This is a genomic window from Micromonospora sp. WMMA1996, assembly GCF_002573675.1.
Classification (GTDB): domain Bacteria; phylum Actinomycetota; class Actinomycetes; order Mycobacteriales; family Micromonosporaceae; genus Micromonospora; species Micromonospora sediminicola.
In genome coordinates, this window is the sequence record NZ_PDHU01000005.1 from 363,221 (window position 1) to 383,284 (window position 20,064).

Below are 20,064 nucleotides of genomic sequence, written 5' to 3' on the forward strand. Positions count from 1 at the left end.
CAAGAGTCGGGGGTGGTCGCGCGCGCCCGGGCCACAGGGCAGGATGGGCGGCATGAGCGAGCACGGTGGAGTGCCCGGCGCCGGGCTGGTGAAGGGGCTGGCGGTCACGTTGAAGACGATGACCCGCCGCTCGACCACTCAGCAGTACCCGGACGTGGCCCCCGAGTTGCCGCCCCGCTCCCGCGGCGTGATCGCGCTGCTGGAGGAGAACTGCACGGTCTGCATGCTCTGCGCCCGCGAGTGCCCGGACTGGTGCATCTACATCGACTCGCACAAGGAGGAGGTGGCGGTGCCCGGCGCCGCCCGCCCCCGCCAGCGCAACGTGCTCGACAAGTTCGACATCGACTTCTCGCTCTGCATGTACTGCGGCATCTGCATCGAGGTCTGCCCGTTCGACGCGCTCTACTGGTCGCCCGAGTTCGAGTACGCCGAGTACGACATCAAGGACCTGCTGCACGACAAGGACCACCTGGGCGAGTGGATGGCCACCGTGCCCCCGCCGCCGGCCCACGACCCGCTCGGTGACCCCTCGAAGGAGGAGACCACCGCCGCCCGCAAGGCCGCCGGCCCGCCCGCCCGTCCGGCCCCGACCCGGGTACGCCCCGAGGCCGACGAGCCGGGCGGAGGCGCGGCCTCGTGACCGGCGCGGACGTGCTGCTGCTCGCCCTCGGCGCGGTCGCGGTGGGCGCGGGCGCGCTGGTGGTGGCCACCCGGCACCTGGTCCGGGCCGGGTTGTGGCTGGTGGTCTGCCTGGGCGCGCTGGCCGGCGACTACCTGGTGCTCACCGCCGAGCTGGTGGCCTGGGTGCAGGTGCTGATCTACGTGGGCGCGGTGGTGGTGCTGCTGCTGTTCGCGGTGATGCTGACCCGCGCCCCGATCGGCCCCTCCGACGACCTGGACCGGCCCGGCTGGCCGGCCGCGCTGGTCGGCGCCGGCAGCGGTCTCGGCCTGGCCGTGCTGCTGATCGACGCGTTCCGCTGGTCCCGGGTGGAACTGCCCGCCGCGGGCACCGCCGAGCGCCTCGGCGAGCAGGTGTTCCGCTCCTGGGTGCTGCCGTTCGAGGTGCTCTCGGTGCTGCTGCTCGCCGCGCTGGTCGGCGCGATCGTGCTCTCCCGGCCGGACATCGGCCGCCCGTCTCCGTCCGGCCCGACCGTGGCGCCGGCCGCCGGCAGCGGCCCGGTGGGCCCGCCGGGCCCGCCCGCCGCGTCCGACGGCACCGAACAGACCGTGGCGGCCGCGCCGTCCGGACCGACGGGCCCGCCCGCCGTGGCCGCCGACGAGGGCGGGCGCCGGTGAGGCCGGTCATCCCGTACGTCACCGCCGCGCTCCTGTTCGGCCTCGGCGTCTACGGCGTGCTGCGCCGGCGCAACGCGGTGCTGGTGCTGATGGCGGTGGAGCTGATGCTCAACGCGGTCAACCTGGTCCTGGTCACCGCCGACACCACGGTCCGGGCGGCGCTGCCGCACTCCGGGCAGGTGTTCGCGCTGTTCGTCATCGTGCTCGCCGCCGCCGAGATCGGTGTCGGGCTGGCCATCGTGCTCCAGCTCTACCGGCTGCGGGCCAGCGTCACGGTCGACGACGTCCCGCTCGACGAGCGGGCGCCGGCCGTGCCGGACGAGGTGCGCCAGGGGCGACCCGCGGGTGTACCGGACGAGGTGCGCCGATGAGCACGTCGACGCTGTGGCTCGCGGCGGCGCTGCCGGGCGCGCCGCTGGTCGCCGGCCTGGTCGGGCTGCTGCTGCCGCCCGCGTCGAGCGGGGACCGGGCGCCGGCCCGCCGGTCGGCCGTCGCGCTGGGCGTGGCCGGCGCGGCGGTGGCCCTGCTGGCCGCGCTGGTGCTGCTGGTCCGGGTGGACGGGCCGGTCGAGGCGGCCACCACCTGGGTCGACCTGGGCGGCCTGCGGGTCACGCTGGGCCTGCGGCTGGACGGCGTGGCGGTGCTGGTCGCCACCGCCGTCGCCGCGGTGGCGCTGGCGGTGCAGGTCTACTCGACCGGCTACCTGCGGCGCGGCCCGCACGACGACGTCGACGTCGACCACCGCTACCCGCCGTACGCGGCGCAGCTCAGCCTCTTCACCGCCGCCATGCTCACCGTGGTGGTGTCCGGCGACCTGATCATGCTGCTGGTCGGCTGGGAGGTGATGGGCATCTGCTCGTACCTGCTCATCGCCCACGACCGGCGGCTGCCCGAGGCGCCAGGCGCGGCGGTCAAGGCGTTCCTGGTCACCCGGGTGGGTGACGTCGGCTTCCTGCTCGGCATCGCGCTGCTCGGCGTGGGCGCGGGCAGCTTCCGGATCGCCGACGTGCTGGCCCACGACTACGGCGCCGGCACGCTGACCGCCGCCTGCCTGCTGCTGCTCGCCGGCGTGGCGGGCAAGAGCGCCCAGTTCCCGTTGCACACCTGGCTGCCCGACGCGATGGCCGGCCCGACGCCGGTCTCCGCGCTGATCCACGCCGCCACCATGGTCGCCGCCGGGGTGTACGCGGTGGCCCGGCTGTTCCCGCTGTTCGAGCGGGCCCCGGCCGCGCTCGCCGTGCTGGGCGTGATGGCGTCGGTGACCATCCTGCTCGGCGCGTTCGCCGCCACCGCCCAGGACGACATCAAGCGGGTGCTCGCCTGGTCGACGGTCTCCCAGATCGGCTACATGACCGGCGCGCTGGCCGTCGGCGCGCCGGCCGCCGCGCTGTTCCACCTGCTCACCCACGCCGCGTTCAAGGCGCTGCTGTTCCTCGCCGCCGGCGCGGTGATCCACGCCGTGGGCACCACGCTGATGTCCCGGATGGGTGGCCTGCGGGCCGGCATGCCGGTCACGTTCTGGTGCATGGTGGTCGGCCTCGGCGCGTTGGCCGGGGTGCCGCCGCTGTCCGGCTTCTGGAGCAAGGACGGCGTGCTCGCCGCCGCCGAGGCCGCCGCGCTGGACGGGGCCGGCCCGACCGCGCCCTGGGTGGGCTGGCTGGTCTGGCTGGCCGGGCTGCTCGGTGTCGCGGTCACCGCCTGGTACGCGACCCGCCTGCTGCTGCGCACCTTCTTCGGCGCCACCCGGATGCCGCTGGTCCGGCCGCACGACCCGCCGGCGTCACTGCGCCTGCCGGTGCTGCTGCTCGCGGTCCCGGCCGCGCTGCTCGGCCTGGCCGCCTTCCTGCCCTGGTTCGCCGACCGCCTGAGGGTGCCGGCCGACGAGGCCACCGGCGAGGCGGTGGAGCTGGTCCACCTCGCGCCGAACCTGATCCTGCCGTTCCTGCTGCTGCTGGTCGGCGCGGGCGTCGCCTGGGCCGGCTGGCGCCGCGACCCGGCCGCCGACCCGGCCCGCTTCCTGGGCCCGCTGCGGCCGGTGTTCGCCCGGGCGTTCCGGCTCGACGACGTCCAGCACGCCCTCGTCGTACGCCCGACCGGCGCGCTGGCGCGGGCCGTGCGGACCGGCGACGAGCTGGGCGTGGACGGTCTGGTCGAGGGGAGCGGCCGGGCGGCGGTGGAGCTGGGCGGCGGGCTGGCCGCGCTGCACCGGGCGGCGTTGCCGCGCGCGGCGGCCGGCGTGCTGGCCGGCGCGCTGCTGATCGGCCTGGCGGTCGCCCTGATCGGAGTCACCTCATGACGTTCGGGCAGGTCCTGCTGGTCGCGGTGCTCGCGGTCCCGGCGCTGGGCGCGGTCGCGACCGCGGCCGTGCCCGGGGACCGGGCCGGTCGGCTGGTCGGCACCGTCGCCGCCGCGCTGACGCTGCTGGCGACGCTGCCGCTGGTCGGTGGCGAGCACGGCTGGTTCGGGTACGGGCCGCGCCCGGCCGTGCAGCCCTGGCACCGGCTCGATCTGCCGTGGGTGCCCGGGCTCGACCTGCGTTTCCACCTCGGGGTGGACGGCATCTCCTGGCCGCTGGTGGTGCTGACCGCGCTGCTCACGCTGCTGTGCTGCGCGTACACGCTGTGGCGGGTGCCGGCCGGCGGCGGCAGCGGGCGGGCCCTGGTGGCGCTGCTGCTGGTGGTCGAGGTGGGCATCCTCGGCACGTTCCTCGCCCTCGACCTGGTGCTCTTCTTCCTCTTCTTCGAGGTCGTCCTGCTGCCCATGTACGCGATCATCGCCGGCTGGGGCGGGGACGACCGGCGGCGCGCGGCGCGCAAGTTCGCGCTCTACACGCTGTTCGGCTCGGTGCTGCTGCTGGTCGGCGTCTACGTGGTGGTGGCCGAGGCGGGCACCGCCGACCTGGTCGCGTTGACCGGCGGCGTCGGCCTGTCCCGGGGCACCCAGTTCGCCGCGTTCACGCTGCTGGCGCTGGCGTTCGCGGTGAAGAGCCCGCTCTGGCCGCTGCACTCGTGGCTGCCCGACGCGCACACCCAGGCGCCCACCGTCGGCAGCGTGATCCTCGCCGGGGTGCTGCTCAAGATGGGCACGTACGGGCTGATCCGGGTCGCCGTCGGGGTGGCGCCGGAGGGCGCCCGCTGGGCGTCACCGGCGCTCGGCGTGCTGGCCGTGGCGGCCATTCTGGTCGGCGGCCTGGTCTGCCTGGCCCAGGACGACCTGAAACGGCTGATCGCCTACTCCAGCGTGGGCCACATGGGCTTCGTGCTGCTCGGCGTGGCCACGCTCACCGCCACCGGGCTCCAGGCCGCGTTGATCGGCAACATCGCCCACGGGGTCATCACCGGCCTGCTGTTCTTCCTGGCCGGCGCGGTCAAGGACCGGACGCACACCGGCGCGCTGGCCGAGCTGTCCGGGCTGCGGGAGACCGCGCCCCGGCTGGCCGGGCTGCTCGGCTTCGCGGCGGTCGCCTCGCTGGGGCTGCCCGGGCTGGCCGGCTTCTGGGGTGAGGCGTTCGCGGTGGTGGCGGCCGTGCGGCGGGGCGGCCCGCTGTGGCTGACGCTGGCCGTGCTGGCGGCGCTGGGCGGGGCGCTGACCGCCGCGTACTTCCTCCGGCTGCTGCGCCGGGTCACCCACGGCCGGCCCAGCCCGGCGGTGGCCAGCCTCACGCCCGGCCTGGCCGGCGCGGAACTGACCGCCTGGGCGCCGCTGGTGCTGCTCGCCCTCGCGGTCGGCCTGGCGCCCGCGCTGGTCCTCTCCTACGCCTCCGGCCCGGTGGAGGCCCTGCTGGGGGTCGTCCCATGAGCCTGGTGCAGAGCGTCGACAACGTGGCGCTGCTGCCGGCGTACCTGGCCGCCGGCACGGCCGTGCTGGTGCTCCTCGTCGACCTGCTGGTGGCACGCCCCGCCGTCACGGTCGCCGTGGCGTCGCTCGGCGCGGCCGGCACGGCGACGGGTGCCGGGCTCGTCGGCGCTGCCGGCGACCGCCGCACGTTCTGTGTCGCGGCGGACTGCTCCTGGGTGTGGAACGGCCGGGCCGCCCTGGTGGCGGTGGTGGTCGCCCTGCTCACCCTCGGTGTGCTGGCCATCTCCGGTCCGCTGCTGCGCGCCGGGCGCACCCCGACCGGCGAATACTGCTTCCTGCTCGCCTGCGCGATGACCGGCGGCGTGGTGCTCGGCGCGGCCGGCGACCTGATCACCCTCGTCGTGGCGCTGGAGACGCTGACCCTGCCGCTCTACGTGCTGGTGGGGCTGCGGCGGGGCAGCCTGGCCGGCGCCGAGGCGGCGGTGACGTTCTTCGTGGTCAGCGTGGTCGCCACCACGGTGACGCTGCTCGGCGCGGCGCTGCTCTACGCGGTGACCGGCACGCTGCACCTGGACCGGCTCGGCGCCACCCTGGCCGCCCGGGACGACCTGACCGACCTGCCGCTGACCACGGTCGCGGTGGCGCTGGTGGTGGCCGGGCTGGCGTTCAAGGTCGCCGCGGTGCCGTTCCACGCCTGGGCGCCGGCCACCTACGACGGCGCGCCGCTGCCGGTGGCCGCCTACCTGTCGACCGCCTCGAAGCTGGGCGGCGTGGTGGCCCTGCTGGCGGTGGTGCAGCGGGCGCTGCCGGGTGACGTGACCGGTCCGGTGCTGGCGCTGCTGGCGGTGCTGACCATGACCGTGGGCAACCTGGTGGCGCTGCGGCAGCGGCGTACCGTGCGGTTGCTGGCCTGGTCGTCGGTGGCGCAGGCGGGCTACATCCTGGCCCCGCTGGGCGCGCTGGCGCTGGCCGCCGGACGCACCCCCGACGCCCGGGCCGGGGCCTACGCGGCGGCGGTCGCGTACACCGTCTTCTTCGTGCTGCTGGAGCTGGCCGCGTTCGCCGCGGTGGTGGCGTTGCGGCCGGCGGACGGCGACGGCGGCACGCTGGCCGACCTGCGCGGCGCGGCCCGCCGGCACCCGTGGGTGGGCGGCGCGTTCGCGCTGGCGCTGATCGGGCTGGCCGGCCTGCCGCCGGGGCTGGCCGGGCTGTTCGCGAAGGTGACGGTGGTGCGGTCGCTGCTGGCCGGGCACGCCGGCTGGCTGGCCCTGGTGGTGGCGGTGAACGCGGTGCTCGGCCTGGCCTACTACCTGCGGGTGGCCGCGTCGCTCTACGCCGCGCCCGACCCGGCCGCCGCCCCGCTCCGTCCGGCGCGCCTGGTGCTGGTGGCGCTCGGCGTGGCCACCGTGGCGGCCGTGGTGATCGGTGTCGCACCGCAGCTCGTGCTGGACGTCGCGGCCCGTTGAGGCGGTTCGTGCCCGGGTGGGCGGTTGGTTCAGCGGGCACACAGCGATCCCCAGCCAACTTTCAGCCATGAGCCGGATGGTTGACGGGTACCGGTGTGTTGAACCGGTCAGCGGGTCCCCCGCGTGGGCCCGCGCACCGAAGGAGCGATCGTGCATCACAACCGTCTGAAGACCGCAGCGCTGCTCGGCCTGTTGACCTCGCTGATCCTCGCGGTCGGCTACTGGTTCGGCGGTAGCGGCGGTCTCGTCATCGCCGTCGTCGTCTCGTTGCTGATGAACGGCGTGACCTACTTCTACTCCGACAAGCTCGCCCTGCGCTCGATGCGGGCGCAACCGGTCAGCGAGGCCCAGTTCCCCGAGCTGTACCGGATGGTGCGGGAGCTCTCCACCCAGGCCGGCAAGCCGATGCCCCGGCTCTACGTGAGCCCGACGGCGCAGCCCAACGCGTTCGCCACCGGGCGCAACCCGGAGCACGCGGCGGTCTGCGTCACCCAGGGAATCGTGGAGATCCTCGACTACCGGGAGCTGCGCGGCGTGATCGGGCACGAGCTGTCCCACGTCTACAACCGGGACATCCTGATCTCCAGCGTGGCGGCGGGCCTGGCCGGCATCATCACCATGTTGGCCAACATCGCCTGGTTCATCCCGCTCGGCTCCTCCGACGACGAGGACGGCCCGAACCCGGCCGTGCTGCTGCTCACCCTGATCCTCGGCCCGATCGCGGCGACCGTGATCCAGCTGGCGATCAGCCGCAGCCGCGAATACCAGGCCGACGCGTCCGGCGCCGAGCTGAGCCGCGACCCGCTCGCCCTGGCCAGCGCCCTCCGGAAGATCCACATGGGTACGCAGAGCCGCCCGCTGGCGCCGCAGGGCCAGCTCACCAGCACCGCCCACCTGATGATCGACAACCCGTTCAAGCGGGGCGGCGGCATCGCCGCGATGTTCGCCACCCACCCGCCGATGGAGCAGCGGGTGGCCCGCCTGGAGCAGATGGCCCGCAACTCCGGGCCGGTGCAGTTCCAGCGCTGACCCGCCGTACTCCGCACCGCGCCCGCGTCCCACGACGCGGGCGCGGTGGTGTGTCCGGGCACAATGCGTTTCCCCCGGTCAGGTCGCGCCGTTAGGGTCGAAACGTCTCCCACTCATTACCACCCGGAGGTTCGACCGTGGCCGCACTGCGCCAGTACCTGGGCGTCTGGCGGATCCCCGGCGCGCCGATGCTGCTGATCCTCGGCATCGTCGGCCGGCTCGGGATCGGCATGACCCCGCTGGCGCTGCTGCTCGTCGTCGAGCAGGTCACCGGCCGCTACTCCCTGGCCGCCGTCGCCGGTGGCATCTACGCGCTCGCCGGCGCCGCGCTCAGCCCGGTCGCCGGCCGGATCGCCGACCGGGTCGGACCCACGCCGGTGCTGCTGGCCACCGCGCTGGCCCACCCGCTCGCCCTGCTCGGGCTGCTCGCCGCCAGCCGCTCCGGTGCCGGCAACCTCGCCGTGATCTACCTGGCCGCCGGCGTCGCCGGCGCCACCTACCCGCCGCTCACCGCCGCGATCCGGGGCGCCTGGAACGACCTCACCGCACCGGCCACCGGCCGGGCGCACCTGCGCAACACCGCGCTCGCCGCCGAGACCTCCCTCTTCGAGGTCGTCTTCGTGCTCGGGCCGCTGCTGGTGGCCGGGTTCGTGCTGCTCGCCGACGCGTCCGCCGCGCTGGTCGGCGCCGCCGTGGTCACCCTGGTCGGCACCGGCACGGTCGCCCTCGGCCGGGTCATGCGCGGCTGGCGCCCGCACCCCCGGGAGCACCACGCGCGCGGCCTCGGCCCGCTGCGGGTCGGCGGCTTCCCCGCGCTGCTGGTCTGCGTGGCCAGCCTCGGCATCGCGTTCGGCGCCTCCGGCGTGATCGTCCCGGCCTTCGCCGCGAACACCGGCACCGCCGACCCGGAGAGCCTGGCCGGCGTGCTGCTCGCCGTCTGGGGCATCGGCAGCGCCGTCGGCGGTTTCTGGTTCGGCGTGCGCAAGCCGGCCGCCAACATGACCCGCCAGTTCGCCTGGCTGCTCGCCACCGTCGCGGCCAGCCTCGCCGTCTTCGCGGTGATCCCCGACCCGGCGGCGCTCGGCGTCGCGCTGGTGCTCGGCGGCGCCGCCATCGCCCCCGCGCTCACCCTGGAGAACACCCTGGTCGGGCGGATCGCCCCGGCCGGCATGCTGAACGAGGCGTACACCTGGGTGGTCACCATGTCGGTGGCGGCCAGCGCCGCCGGCGGGTCGATCGCCGGGCTGATCGTCGACCACGCCGGCGGCGTGCCGTGGGCGTTCGTCTTCGCCGGGGCGGCGGTCGGCGTCGGCGCCCTGGTCGCCGCGCTCCCGACCGGCCCGATCGCCCGGGCCGAAGCCACCGCCGTACGCGCCGAGCAGTCGCTCGCCGCCTGAGCGCTCACCGGTCGCCGGTCACCACCACCCGCTCCACCCCGGGCAGCCCCGCCACCGCGTCCCGGATCGGCGTCGGGTCCTCACCGTCTGCCAGCAGAACCGAGGTGACGACCCGTCCGGTGGGGTCCGGCCGGGACGCGACGGTCAGGCCGCCGCAGCGCAGCCCGACGTCCCCCCGCGCCTGCGAGATCCGGTAGCTCACCTCCCCGAGCTGGGGATCACCCGCGCCCGGCCGGAACACGACGTCCAGCCGCACCGGCCGGTCGGCGTGACAGCGGGCCGACGGCGTCGCGGACGCCGCGCCCGCGCCGCCGCCGACCGGCGCCGGCGACGCCGCCGGCCCGAGCAGCGCCGGCAGGGTCGCCGCGCCACCGGCCACCGCCACCGTCGCCACCCCGGCCAGGACCGTCGCCCGTCGCCGGCTGCGCGCCCGACCCCGGGCCCGTACCTCCGCCGACGGGCTCAGCCGCAGCCCGGCCACGTCGTGCTCCAACGCCCGCAGGGCGTCACCGATGCGTGCCGACATCGATCTCCTCCTTCTCGTCGGTGAGCAGAACGGCGAGCGCGGCGCGCGCCTGGGACAGGTGCGACTTGACCGTCCCCACCGGCATGCCGGTGCTCCGGGCGATCTCCACCACGGGCAGGTCGTGCAGGTGGTGCAGGACGACGACCAGCCGCTGCGCGTCCGGCAGCCGGCGCAGCGCCGCCAGCACCGCGACCCGGTCCGGGCCCGGACCGGGCACCGGGGCGTCCCCGCCCAACCGGGCCCGGGCAGCGAACCAGCGCCGCAGGCCACGCCAGCGGTTGGCGGTCAGCCGCCAGGCCACCATCCGCACCCAGCCCTCCGGATCCTCGTACGCCCCGACGGTCGACCAGCGCTGCCAGGCCCGCGCGTACGCCTCCTGCGTCACGTCCTGGGCCTCGGCCAGGTCACCGCAGAGGGCGTAGACGTGGTGCACGACCCGCCGGGCGGTCGCGGTGTAGAAGGCGTCGAATTCCTCGGACCCGTCCATACCGACCTCCCCGTGTCCGCTCTCACCACACGACACCCCGCGGCGGGTCCGGCGGTTGCACCGGGATCAGGGCACTCCCGGCCGTACCCGGTCCGCCTCGCCGGCCGACGGTTCCTCCCGGTCGCGGTGGGGGTGGCCGCGGCGGTCCTCCGTCGGCGGCCCGGCCCTCCTCCGGGAGCGCCGCGCCGGCCCGGGGCGGGCGAGGAACCCGGCCGTGACCACACCCAGCGCGAGGATCGCCGTGGCGCAGGCCAGCAGCGTGGGCCGCGCGCCGAGCGCGGCGGTCAGCGGGCCGCCGAGCATGGTCCCCAGCGGGACCGCCAGCACGGTGACCGCCCCGTTGGCGGCCAGCACGCGGGGCAGGTCCCCGGCGTCGGCACGGCTCTGGACCAGCGCGGTGGAGGTCGGCCGGTAGGGCGCCCAGGCCAGGCCGGCCAGGGCGAAGGCCGGCAGCGCCAGGGCGAACGGCGCACCCAGCCCGAGCGGCAGCAACGCGGCGCCGAACGCCACCACCACGCCGACGAGCGTGGGCCGCAGCGGCCACCCGCGCAGGTGGCCGGTGACCAGGCCGCCGAGCAGCGAGCCGACCCCGAACGCGGTGTAGTAGGCGCCGAGCGTCGCGGCGGAGGCGTGCGGGTCCTCGCTGACCAGCACCGGCATGGCGACGTAGAAGGGTCCGAAGAGGAAGAAGAAGCCGACGGTCAGCGACAGCAGGCCGAGCAACGACCGGTCCCGCCCGATGATCCGGAACCCCGAGGTACGCGACGGACCGTCCCCCGCCGCCCGCCCGGCGCGCCGCTCACGCGCCGGAACGGCGAGGCGGTAGCTCACCGCGAGCACGGCGAAGCTGGCGGCGTCGACCGCGAGCACCCACACCGGGCCGACCTGGACGATGAGAAGACCGGCCAGCGGCGGACCGACCACCGTGGCCGCCTGCCCGAAGAGACCGAGCAGCGCGTTGGCGGCCAGGTGGTGCCGCTGCGGCAGCAACTCGGCCACCAGCGTGAACTGTCCGGCCGCCCCCCACGGGTGCAGCAGCGACGACACCGCGAGCAGGGCCACGTAGAGCCCGACGTCCAACACCCCGGCGAGGTGGGCGACCGGGATCGCCCCCAGCGCGACCGCGCGGACCGTCGCGTCCCAGCCAGCGAGCTGCGCGCCGCCGCGTCCGCCCAGCAGCCGGCCGAACAGCACCGTGCCGGCCGCTCCCGGCAGCGTGTACGCGGCCACCGCGAACGCCGTCCAGGTGCCCCGCTGGTCGACCGGCGCGAGGTGCAGCGCCAACCAGGTGATCGCGACCAGGGCCAGCCCGTCGCCGAGCGCGGACACGGCGAGCCCGGGCAGCAGCCGGCGGAGCACCGGTTGGGCGAACACCGGCCGGTAGGGGAGCAGCATCGTCGGTCGCATGGTGCCCAGCCGACCGCATCAGGGGCGCGTACCCCAAGGAAGTTGCCCGAGGGCAGAAGGCCGGCCGCCGTGCGGGCGGCCGGCGGGCGCGACTACCGGTAGTTGGTGAACTGGAGCGCGACCCCGAAGTCCTCGCCCTTGAGCAGCGTGATGACGGCCTGGAGGTCGTCCTTCTTCTTGCCGGTGACCCGGAGCTGGTCGCCCTGGATCTGCGCCTGGACGCCCTTCGGACCCTCGTCGCGGATCTTCTTGCTGATCGCCTTGGCCTTGTCCGACTCGATGCCCTGGATCACCTTGGCGTCGATCTTGAAGATCTTGCCCGACGGCCGGGGGTCGCCGGCGTCCAGCGACTTCAGCGAGATGTTCCGCTTGACCAGCTTCTCCTTGAAGACCTCCAGCGCCGCCCGGACGCGCTCCTCGGTCTCCGCCTGGAGGCCGATCGCCTCCTCGCCCGACCAGGAGATCTCGGCGCCGGTGCCGCGGAAGTCGAACCGCGTCGCGAGCTCCTTCTCCGCCTGGCGGAGGGCGTTGTCGACCTCCTGGCGGTCGACCTTGCTCACGATGTCGAACGACGGGTTCGCTGCCATGCTTCTGCTCCTGCTGTCCGGCGGTGTGTCCTGTTCCGTCCCGCGCTGACCAGCCCGGGACCCCCTGACGGTACCCGCTTGCGACGGAGCCGGGGGCAACCGCTATCCTTGCTTCCGCCGCCGCGTTGCGACGCGGTGGGGTGCCCTGGCGGGTTGCCCGAGCGGCCAATGGGAGCGGACTGTAAATCCGTCGCGAAAGCTACAGAGGTTCGAATCCTCTACCCGCCACCAGGTGCAGAAAGAGGCCCTTGACCAGCGAGAACGCTGGTCAAGGGCCTCTTTCGTGAGTCTCGCTCGGTCTCGCTCCAGCCCGCTCAATCTCGCTGGCTGTGTCGTATGCGTGTCGCCGTCAGTCAGCTAAAGGAACAGCCGCAGGAGTCCCGTCATGGCTGCAATCACTGTGGCGACGGCGGTGAGTGTGCCCGCGAGTGCCCTCATCCACTCGGCCCGGTCGCTGTGCGTCTTCTTGCCCCGGTGACGCTGCCCGTTGTTTCCCATCACCGGCCTTGCTACCTTCGGCACCTGTTCTCCTTGTCCTGAAAGCTCAGCAGGGGCATTCCGGTGCGGAGAGCGAGCGGCATCCGGGGTCCAGCCGGGTGCCGCTTTGTGTCGTTGGTCTTGCAGCTCCCCGCTCGCGCTCTTGATTGCAGCGTGTCGCCGGCCGAGTGGCAAGTACGGAGAGTGCTGTAAACCCGGGTTTTCAGCTACGGATCGTAACGAAAAGTCGTCCAACTTGGGCGTTTTGCGTCCGGGAAAAGGCTTGAAGGGGTTCTGCCGCGATGCGATAACGCTCCGCTGCATCGCGGCAGTGTATAAACGACGGGTCCCTGCACCCTGCGTGACCCGCCGTTGGTGGCGAGTGATCTAGGACACAGTTTGGGTGCCTCGCTCGCCAAGGGCCGCCTCTATCCGGCGGCGGGCAGCTTCCTCCTGGCCGTAGACACACTTCGCGTAAACCCGCATGAGGACGTGCACGCTGTGTCTGGCCCATTCGGCGACCTGGGTAGCCGGACCCCAGCGTTGAGCCAGAGTGACACGGCGGCGTGCCGTAGGTCGTACGGACGCCTGGCCAGCGCTGAGCGCTGCTGGGCCGGAGTGAGCACCTTTGCCCGCGCGTCGCGCCACGCCTTGCCGTAGGTGTTGGCCGTAGGTGTTGTTCGGGATCGGCTGGCCGGCGGTCGGCACGTACCGACCCCCGGGGCCGCGTCGGGTAACGAACAGCTTGCCGTTCGATCCCGGCGGGTACTCCTTGATGTGGCGATCGAGTAGCCGCACGAGCGGCGGTGGCACGGGTACATCCCGGGTTGCTGCCTTTGCCCGGTGCTTGAGCCCTCGGTCCTCGGCGGTGTCGTCACCATCGCCCCAGTCTCGGCCCACGGCCACCGTCGAGCCGGTCAGGTGCAGCACGGCCCACCCCCCACACTGGGCGGGCCGCTCGTACTCGTCTTCGCGCAGGTGGAGGACTTCTTCGGGCCGCAGCGCGCCGTAGTACATGCATCCGAAGAACGCTTCCAGCTCGGGCACGGTCCGCCCTACCTCGGCGAGTAACGCCCAAGCTTGATCGGGGTTGACCACCGCCCGCCGGTCCACCTCATCGGCCGCCGCATGAAGCCCAACCCGGAACCGATCCTGCAAGCCGTGCGCTCCCTCGGTGAGCTGCCAGCCCAGTGCGTGTTGATCGGTGACTCGCTCTCCGACATCGAGGGAGCGCGGGCCGCCGGCGTCGTGGTGGTCGGCTACGCGAATCGACCGGCGAAGGTCGACGCCTTCCGGCTCGCCGGGGCGGACGCGGTGGTCACCAGCATGGGCGAGATAGCCGCAGTGTTGATCGATCGTTGGGGCGTGCAGACCTGATAGACGTAGGAACGTGGCGCCCTAAATCCCCTATCGATGCTTCGGCTCAAATGTCGGTCACCAAATTACTTTCGCGGACTTGGTACGCTCTCGCTATCGGTCCACGCTAGCGGAGATTTAACGATGTCAGACGAATCGTCAAAGGGTGCGCCAGTCAGCGATGAACCATCCGAGGATGCAGAAGAAAGCGGCGATAAGCTGTCGTCTTCTGGACAAGAAAAGCAGGGTGTCAAGTTCTCGCCGGAACGCTTCCAGGACAACTATCGCAGAGTCGCGGATATTGGCGAAGGTCGCCGTTGGTACGACTTGCCGTACCGAGTTGTAAGTTGGCTTCTTTCCTCGCGGATGCGAAGGGTGATCCGCCCGCAAAAGCTCCGGGAGCGTCTGGCCTATCTTTCGACCTACCTCGCAGTCTTCAATGATCATGAGCGTAATAAAAAGTGGGACCTCGACGATCCCCTGCATAATGTCCGAGTTCCTCCTCAAGAGCACGTCCACATGCCCGGCATCTGGGTCGTTGAGCTCTTCCCTCCGAGCCAATTCTCTTCGCTTGATCAGGCCATTCGGAAGGGCGATTGGGACCGACATCGCCGGTGGATCTACGACGGCCGAGATAACCGGCGATACCTGGAGCTTTCTCGATCGGGTAAGGGGTGGTCTTGGTGGCGTTTGGCGGACATTGCTCAGAAGGGCAGCAAGATCTGGCTTGCAGATTCGACTAGAGAGGATTTGCCAGAAGCTTTCGAAACTGTGCAGTTAAAAGCCGTCCAAATTGGCGCAGGCTTGACGGCGGTTGTAGCCTTCTTCCGGTTGACTGACACCGCTGCTCGTCGTCTCGACCGCGTGTGGCACGAGAAGCATGAACCGAGGCTCGCTTTCGGCAAGGGCCTGCCGAGGGCTGAGGATCGCCAATGGGCGTCGTTCAGGCTCACGCAGAAAGCGCGTCGCGCTTTGCATGACGCTGCCCGCGGGTGGATGGCGGAGCGCTGCCCCGGCTACTTCTCGTCCTACAGCGAACCTCAACCTTTGCTCGATCTACTCCTCATGAACGAGTTCGACCCGACCAAGGGGGAGCGTGTAGACCGAGAGCTTGCCGATGCGCTAAGGGCGATTGGCTTTACTGGTGATCTTCTCCACACCACCTCATCAGATCTTCCCGGAATTCTTCTTTCGCCCGTTGACGGCGAGCTGTGCCGAGCGCTTGAGGGGAAGCGAACATGGGGCCTCTGGGGGAATCGCAAAGTTCTAGCCGCAATCCCTGGATACCTAGAGGGGCGCGGCAATGATGTTGACCATGCTATTGCGCACGTTGCTGACGATCGTATCCGTAGCTTTTCGGTGATCCTTGCCATTTCTGGCTTTTTGGAGATCGCTGAGTCGGAGTACGCGAAATTGCGCGACAGTGCGCGGGCGCGACATCACACTTTTAAGGCGAGTCGCCTGAATTACTTGCGGCGGAGCCTTCTGACGCTCAGTCTAGACCTGACGAGCGTAGCTCGGGACGTTCAGGAGTTCTGGAAGCGCAACTGGCGAGAGGCCCATGATATAGAGTTTATTGTCGACCAGGCTCCCTGGATCAGTCAGGAGGATCAGGCACTGGGGCGTGAACGCTTCGAGGCAACTAGTATGACCAGCGAGCTTCGCGAGCGGCAGCACAAGTGGTTCGACAAACTAATTACGGCCGATCGCGACTATCGCGATATATTATCGACGGTTGCGGCGCTCGGCGCGTCGGCGGACACCTACAAAATCAGCCGGGTGGCTCTTTGGGCCGCAATAGCTTCTTTGGCTATTGCGGCGGTCACGCTCCTGTTTGCCGAGGTCAAGGACCAGAACGTACTTAGCGCCCTGCTTTCGTGGTTGAAGCGGGTTCTTGAGGCTCAGTGAGTACCAGTCGTGGAGTTCGCAGCGGCGCAAGGGCGTTGGGAGCGGCGTACATGGCGTTGTCCATCCCACCCCATGGCGACGACGCGGTGGTGGAGATGGACGCCGCTCCCGCGTCCCCGCCTGTGCGACCGCTGTGCGCGTGCCGAGCGGCTTGCAGAAGCCCGCACGCATGTTGCATGCGTGTCACTCTGCCCTGGTTGATGTCCGTTTCTGCTGGTCAGCGAGTCGCGGTTGGCGCACTGTAAATCCGTCGCGAAAGCTACAGAGGTTCGAATCCTCTACCCGCCACCAGGTGCAGACGCGGCCCCTGACCAGCAGAGATGCTGATCAGGGGTCGTTGTCATTGGCCCTCCGGCCGGTCATGCTTCCTCGAGCAGCCGGCGCGCTTCGGCGACGACCTCGGCGTCCAGCTCCTCGGTCCCGGTGTCGGTCTGCTCGTGCACCTCGTGGACGGCCTCGACGTACTCGTAGGCGCTCTCGAGGTCGACGAGTTCGCCGGCCAGGGGAGTGCCCGCACGGGTGATGAACCGGTCGACCCACGAGGTGAGGTCCCGGGGTGTGATCGCCCCGGCGAGCAGCCGTCGCGCCATGACGCGGAGGACTTCCTCCTCGGCCTTCCGGCTGTCGTCGCCGTAGTGGGTCAGGGAGAGCTCCGCGAGGGCGCCGGGCAACCACCGGAGCAGCTCGTCGTCCTCGTCGCCCTTCACCGGGGAGACCCCGGCCAGGATCCGCAGGGTGGGAGTGTCGACGCCGGCCACCAGGCAGTCGCAGGCGGCCCCGACGACGTCGGTCGCGGTCGCGGCGCCGACGCGCCAGAAGGCGACGGTGTCCTGGAGGTGGGCCAGGGTCTCTTCCTCGGTCACCGACACATGATCGGTCGGCGGGCCGGAGATGTCGCGAGGTTTGGGGGCGCCGGACCGGCGTCACCAACCCCGGGATCCGCGGGTGTGGGGTCGGTCGGGTTCCGCCGCGTCCGGCATGTGCGCAGTCACCTCCAGCGCCCCCGCCGGATGGGGACGGGTGTCCGCGAATCGGACAGCGTGGGCCCTTGCCCAGACATCGACGATGGTGGAGTCTGGTCGGGGGTCGCCGTCACCGCCCGGACCGCGGTCCACTGTCGTCAGAGTAGATGATCATGAAGCGTGGTGAGTGAATTCGGTCTTACGCGCGGTTGGTCGGGAAGGCGCTGTGTGGCGTCTTCCGTAGCAGCGCCGGAACCGATCGTGACACCGAGCTGGGTCGGAGGGACGGGCGCGGGAGTCGAACGGATGATTTCCCTGTCTGCCGCGACAGGGGCGGTTCTCCACGCCTTTTGCGCGTGCCCCCCGTGTGGCACCATCGTGGAACCTCCACCTTCGCTGAAACTCTCTCGACAGGAGCAATCATGTTTGGTCGAAGGTTTGGCCGACTGCTTGGCTCACTTTTCGTCCTGGCTGCCTTCGTGGGCGGCGCCGCTGGTCTCGTCGGCGACGGCAGCACCGGGGGCGCGGTCCTCGTGGACATCACCTGGAACTGACCGGGGCTGCCGGTCGGCGTCGTCGGTCGGGCCCGGGCGTGCCTCGACGCTCGCCGACCTACCTGTGACCCGCAACGGACACGAAGCAGGGCGGCGCCAGCCCGAAGGAGCGGCATGACCGGACGCGACCATCCACGACGCCGGTCGTCCGAGGACGCGTGGATCATCACGGCGCCGATGGCGCTGGTCGCCGTCGCCTGCGCCACGGTGACGGCCCTCGTCGCGGAACATCCTGTCGGCCGATGGCCGCAGGCGGTGCTTCTCCTCGTACTCATGGTCGTGGCGGGGTTGCCGTTGCTGACCCTCGTCGTCCGGCGGCAGACGGTCGGCGTCACGTTGGCCGAGCTTCCGCTCGTGCTGGCGCTGTTCTTCCTGCCGCCGCTGACCGTGGTGCTGGTCCACACCCTGGCGTCTCTCATCACGCACCTGCGGCACCGCTTCGCGGCGCCCAAGGTCTGGTTCAACGTCGCCCGGGTGGCCGCCGGCACCTCGCTCGCCGTGCTGGTCCTCCAGGCCTTCCCCCCGTTGGAGGGGGTCGGGCCCCGCACCTGGCTGAGCATCTCCGCGGCGGTGGGCACGTTCATGCTGGTCAGCATGACCAGCGTGACGGCGGTGCACGTGCTGCTGCACGGGTGGCAGGCCGGCTGGGGCGTGCTCCGCAGCACCCGCACGGTGATGCTGACGGCCGCGATCAACGTGTCGGTCGGCCTGATCATGCTGATCCTGCTGCGGAGCAGTTGGTGGTCGCTGCTGCTGCTCGCCGCGTTGGGCGCGGGATTCGCCCTGGTCTACCGCTCCTACGCCCAGTTCTTCCGGCAGCACCGCACCCTGACCGACCTCTACGAGTTGACCCGCGCGGTGGTGGAGAGCGGGCAGAGCGGCACCCTGGCGGACGTCCTCATCGGTCGGGTCCGCGCCCTCATGCAGGCCGAGTACGCGACCCTCTGGCTGCCGGCCCAGGGGCGGCATCCGGCGACGCTGCTCACCGCCCGCATCGACGACCCGGGTCTGCTCGACATGGCCCCCGTCCCGCAGGCGCTGCGGGACAAGGTGCGGGAAACCGGGCGTACGGTGGCGGTCGGGCACGGGGTGACGACCGACGGCGAGTTCCGGGCCCGGCTGACGCAGCAGCGGGTCAAGGACGCCGTGGTGGTGCCGCTGCGCTCCGGGCCGGTGGTGATCGGCACCCTGGAGGTGGCCAACCGGCTCGGCGACGGCAACTACTTCACCTCGGCGGACATCGCGCTCGTGGAGACGGTCGCGGCGCACGCCGCCGTGGCGCTGGAGAACTCCCGCCTGGTCGACCGCCTGCGGCACGACGCCGACCACGACACGTTGACCAAGCTGCCGAACCGGCGCCGGATCAGCGCGGCGGTGGCCGAGGCGGTCAAGATCGCCGCTCCCGGCGAGGTGGTGGCGCTTCTGCTCTTCGACGTCGACCGGCTGCGCCAGGTCAACGAGTCGCTCGGCCACGCGGCCGGTGACAAGGTCCTGGTCGAGGTGGCCCAGCGGCTGCGCGTCTGCGCGCCCTCGTCGGCCCTGGTCGGCCGCGCCGGCGGCGACGAGTTCCTGGTGACGTTGCGGTTGGAGAGCGCCGAGGCGGCGCTGGAGCTGGCCGGTCAGCTGCGGGAGCAGATCCGCGACGAGATGGTGTTCGACGCGCTCACCCTGGACGTGGACACCGCCGTCGGGGTGGCCGTGCACCCCGAGCACGGCAGCGACGCCCAGGCGCTGCTGCAACGGGTGGACCTCGCGGCGACGGCGGCGAAGGCGGTGCCGGGCAGCGTCCAGCTCTACAGTCCGGGGCTGGAGTCCCGTTCGCTGCGCCGGCTCGACCTCGCCGGCGACCTGCGCCGGGCGCTCGACGACGCCGCGCTGGAGGTCTACTTCCAGCCCAAGGTCACCCTGCGCGACCGTCGGCTGGTCGGGGTCGAGTGCCTGGCCCGCTGGGAGCACCCGGCGCACGGCACGGTCGCGCCGGACGACTTCGTCTCGGTGGCCGAGCACACCGGCCAGCTCGGCCGGCTCACCGAGTTCGTGCTGCGGGAGAGCCTGCGCCGCAGCCGCGACTGGAGCCACGGCGACCAGCCGCTCTCCGTCTCGGTCAACCTGGCCGCGCGGACGCTCACCGACCAGCACTTCCCCGCGCTGGTGCGCGACCTGCTGGCGGAGTACGGCGTCCCGCCGCAGCGGCTCACCCTGGAGATCACCGAGGCCGGGGTGCTGGACGGCACCGAACGTCCCATCCCGACCCTGCGGAGCCTGCGCGACCTCGGGGTCCGGCTCTCGGTGGACGACTTCGGCACCGGCAACTCGTCCCTGGCGCAGCTGCGCCGGCTGCCGGTGCACGAGGTGAAGGTGGACCGGTCGTTCGTGCAGGGGATGGCGACCGATCCGAGCGACCTGGCCATCGTCAACGCCGTGGTGACGCTCTCCCAGCAGTTCGGGCTGACCGTGGTGGCCGAGGGGGTGGAGAGCGAGTTGACCCTGGAGCTGCTGCAGGACATCGGCTGCGAGATCGGCCAGGGCTTCCTGTTCAGCCGGCCCCTGCCGTACGAGCGTCTGGAGACCTGGTTCGGCGCCCAGGTCGATCCGGAGACGGTCGCCGCCGGGGAGCTGCCGCGCCTGCGTGTGGTGCCCTGATCAGGGGTGACACCCGACGGGGGGATCCGATTTCACCTCGGCGGCGCGGTCGTGTACTGTTTCCTCTGCGCGACACCCCCCGGGGTGATCGGGTAGGCCCCCTTAGCTCAGTCGGCAGAGCGTCTCCATGGTAAGGAGAAGGTCTACGGTTCGATTCCGTAAGGGGGCTCA

General features: G+C 71.9%; 16 protein-coding genes, 2 tRNA genes and 1 pseudogene. 13 read left to right on the forward strand and 6 right to left on the reverse strand.

What is annotated here, in order from left to right; all coding sequences use genetic code 11:
- The first annotated feature begins 52 nt into the window (after positions 1-52).
- The 8 genes from COO58_RS27230 (at position 53) to COO58_RS27265 (ending at position 8,986) form a co-directional block, all read left to right on the forward strand.
- The gene (locus COO58_RS27230; protein WP_091569924.1) at positions 53-640 is read left to right on the forward strand and encodes an NADH-quinone oxidoreductase subunit I; all 588 of its coding nucleotides are present in this window, start codon (positions 53-55) and stop codon (positions 638-640) included.
- A complete protein-coding gene (locus COO58_RS27235) occupies positions 637-1,296 on the forward strand; it encodes an NADH-quinone oxidoreductase subunit J (protein ID WP_255292783.1) in 660 nt (219 codons plus the stop codon). The genes COO58_RS27230 and COO58_RS27235 overlap by 4 nt, the downstream gene beginning before the upstream one ends.
- Complete coding sequence (gene nuoK, locus COO58_RS27240; RefSeq protein WP_098747825.1) at positions 1,293-1,667, forward strand: NADH-quinone oxidoreductase subunit NuoK; 375 nt, start codon at positions 1,293-1,295, stop codon at positions 1,665-1,667. Before COO58_RS27235 ends, nuoK begins: the two co-directional genes overlap by 4 nt.
- Positions 1,664-3,592, forward strand: coding sequence for an NADH-quinone oxidoreductase subunit L (locus COO58_RS27245; protein WP_098747827.1), 1,929 nt, complete (start codon positions 1,664-1,666; stop codon positions 3,590-3,592). Before nuoK ends, COO58_RS27245 begins: the two co-directional genes overlap by 4 nt.
- The gene (locus COO58_RS27250; RefSeq protein WP_098747829.1) at positions 3,589-5,094 is read left to right on the forward strand and encodes a NuoM family protein; all 1,506 of its coding nucleotides are present in this window, start codon (positions 3,589-3,591) and stop codon (positions 5,092-5,094) included. Before COO58_RS27245 ends, COO58_RS27250 begins: the two co-directional genes overlap by 4 nt.
- Complete coding sequence (locus tag COO58_RS27255) at positions 5,091-6,560, forward strand: NADH-quinone oxidoreductase subunit N (protein WP_098747831.1); 1,470 nt, start codon at positions 5,091-5,093, stop codon at positions 6,558-6,560. The genes COO58_RS27250 and COO58_RS27255 overlap by 4 nt, the downstream gene beginning before the upstream one ends.
- 150 nt (positions 6,561-6,710) lie before the next feature.
- Positions 6,711-7,589: a zinc metalloprotease HtpX gene (gene htpX / locus COO58_RS27260; RefSeq protein ID WP_098747885.1), complete on the forward strand. Its 879-nt coding sequence runs from the start codon at positions 6,711-6,713 to the stop codon at positions 7,587-7,589.
- Positions 7,590-7,726: 137 nt separating this feature from the next.
- Positions 7,727-8,986, forward strand: coding sequence for an MFS transporter (locus COO58_RS27265; protein WP_091569953.1), 1,260 nt, complete (start codon positions 7,727-7,729; stop codon positions 8,984-8,986).
- Positions 8,987-8,990: 4 nt separating this feature from the next.
- Here the strand turns inward: COO58_RS27265 and COO58_RS27270 are convergent, their stop codons facing one another.
- The 4 genes from COO58_RS27270 to COO58_RS27285 form a co-directional block, all read right to left on the reverse strand.
- Positions 8,991-9,512 carry a hypothetical protein gene (locus tag COO58_RS27270; protein WP_091569957.1) on the reverse strand — a complete coding sequence of 174 codons (522 nt, stop codon included), beginning with the start codon at positions 9,510-9,512 and terminating at the stop codon, positions 8,991-8,993.
- Positions 9,493-9,999, reverse strand: a complete 507-nt coding sequence (locus COO58_RS27275; protein ID WP_098747833.1) for a SigE family RNA polymerase sigma factor — start codon at positions 9,997-9,999, stop codon at positions 9,493-9,495. Before COO58_RS27275 ends, COO58_RS27270 begins: the two co-directional genes overlap by 20 nt.
- Before the next feature lie 66 nt (positions 10,000-10,065).
- Positions 10,066-11,406, reverse strand: coding sequence for an MFS transporter (locus tag COO58_RS27280; protein WP_091569967.1), 1,341 nt, complete (start codon positions 11,404-11,406; stop codon positions 10,066-10,068).
- Positions 11,407-11,498: 92 nt separating this feature from the next.
- Entirely contained in the window at positions 11,499-11,993 is a 495-nt protein-coding gene (locus tag COO58_RS27285) for a YajQ family cyclic di-GMP-binding protein (protein WP_091569971.1), read from the reverse strand.
- Positions 11,994-12,140: 147 nt separating this feature from the next.
- On the opposite strand from COO58_RS27285, the gene COO58_RS27290 reads away from it, so the two are divergent.
- A tRNA-Tyr gene (locus COO58_RS27290) sits at positions 12,141-12,224 on the forward strand.
- A 633-nt stretch (positions 12,225-12,857) separates the two neighbouring features.
- Here COO58_RS27290 and COO58_RS31025 read toward each other — a convergent pair.
- Complete coding sequence (locus tag COO58_RS31025) at positions 12,858-13,628, reverse strand: hypothetical protein (protein WP_245666652.1); 771 nt, start codon at positions 13,626-13,628, stop codon at positions 12,858-12,860.
- On the opposite strand from COO58_RS31025, the pseudogene COO58_RS27300 reads away from it, so the two are divergent.
- Positions 13,596-13,847, forward strand: a pseudogene (locus COO58_RS27300) (HAD family hydrolase); the annotation flags it as partial. The gene COO58_RS31025 and the pseudogene COO58_RS27300 overlap by 33 nt on opposite strands.
- A 123-nt stretch (positions 13,848-13,970) precedes the next feature.
- The gene (locus tag COO58_RS30020) at positions 13,971-15,734 is read left to right on the forward strand and encodes a hypothetical protein (protein ID WP_141561958.1); all 1,764 of its coding nucleotides are present in this window, start codon (positions 13,971-13,973) and stop codon (positions 15,732-15,734) included.
- Positions 15,735-16,093: 359 nt separating this feature from the next.
- Here COO58_RS30020 and COO58_RS27315 read toward each other — a convergent pair whose 3' ends face one another.
- Positions 16,094-16,597, reverse strand: a complete 504-nt coding sequence (locus COO58_RS27315; protein WP_141561959.1) for a hypothetical protein — start codon at positions 16,595-16,597, stop codon at positions 16,094-16,096.
- A gap of 767 nt (positions 16,598-17,364) precedes the next feature.
- On the opposite strand from COO58_RS27315, the gene COO58_RS27320 reads away from it, so the two are divergent.
- Both COO58_RS27320 and COO58_RS27325 read left to right on the forward strand, forming a co-directional pair.
- Positions 17,365-19,893, forward strand: a complete 2,529-nt coding sequence (locus tag COO58_RS27320) for a bifunctional diguanylate cyclase/phosphodiesterase (RefSeq protein WP_091569989.1) — start codon at positions 17,365-17,367, stop codon at positions 19,891-19,893.
- A gap of 96 nt (positions 19,894-19,989) precedes the next feature.
- Positions 19,990-20,062: transfer RNA gene (locus tag COO58_RS27325), tRNA-Thr, on the forward strand.
- The last annotated feature ends 2 nt before the right edge of the window (positions 20,063-20,064 follow it).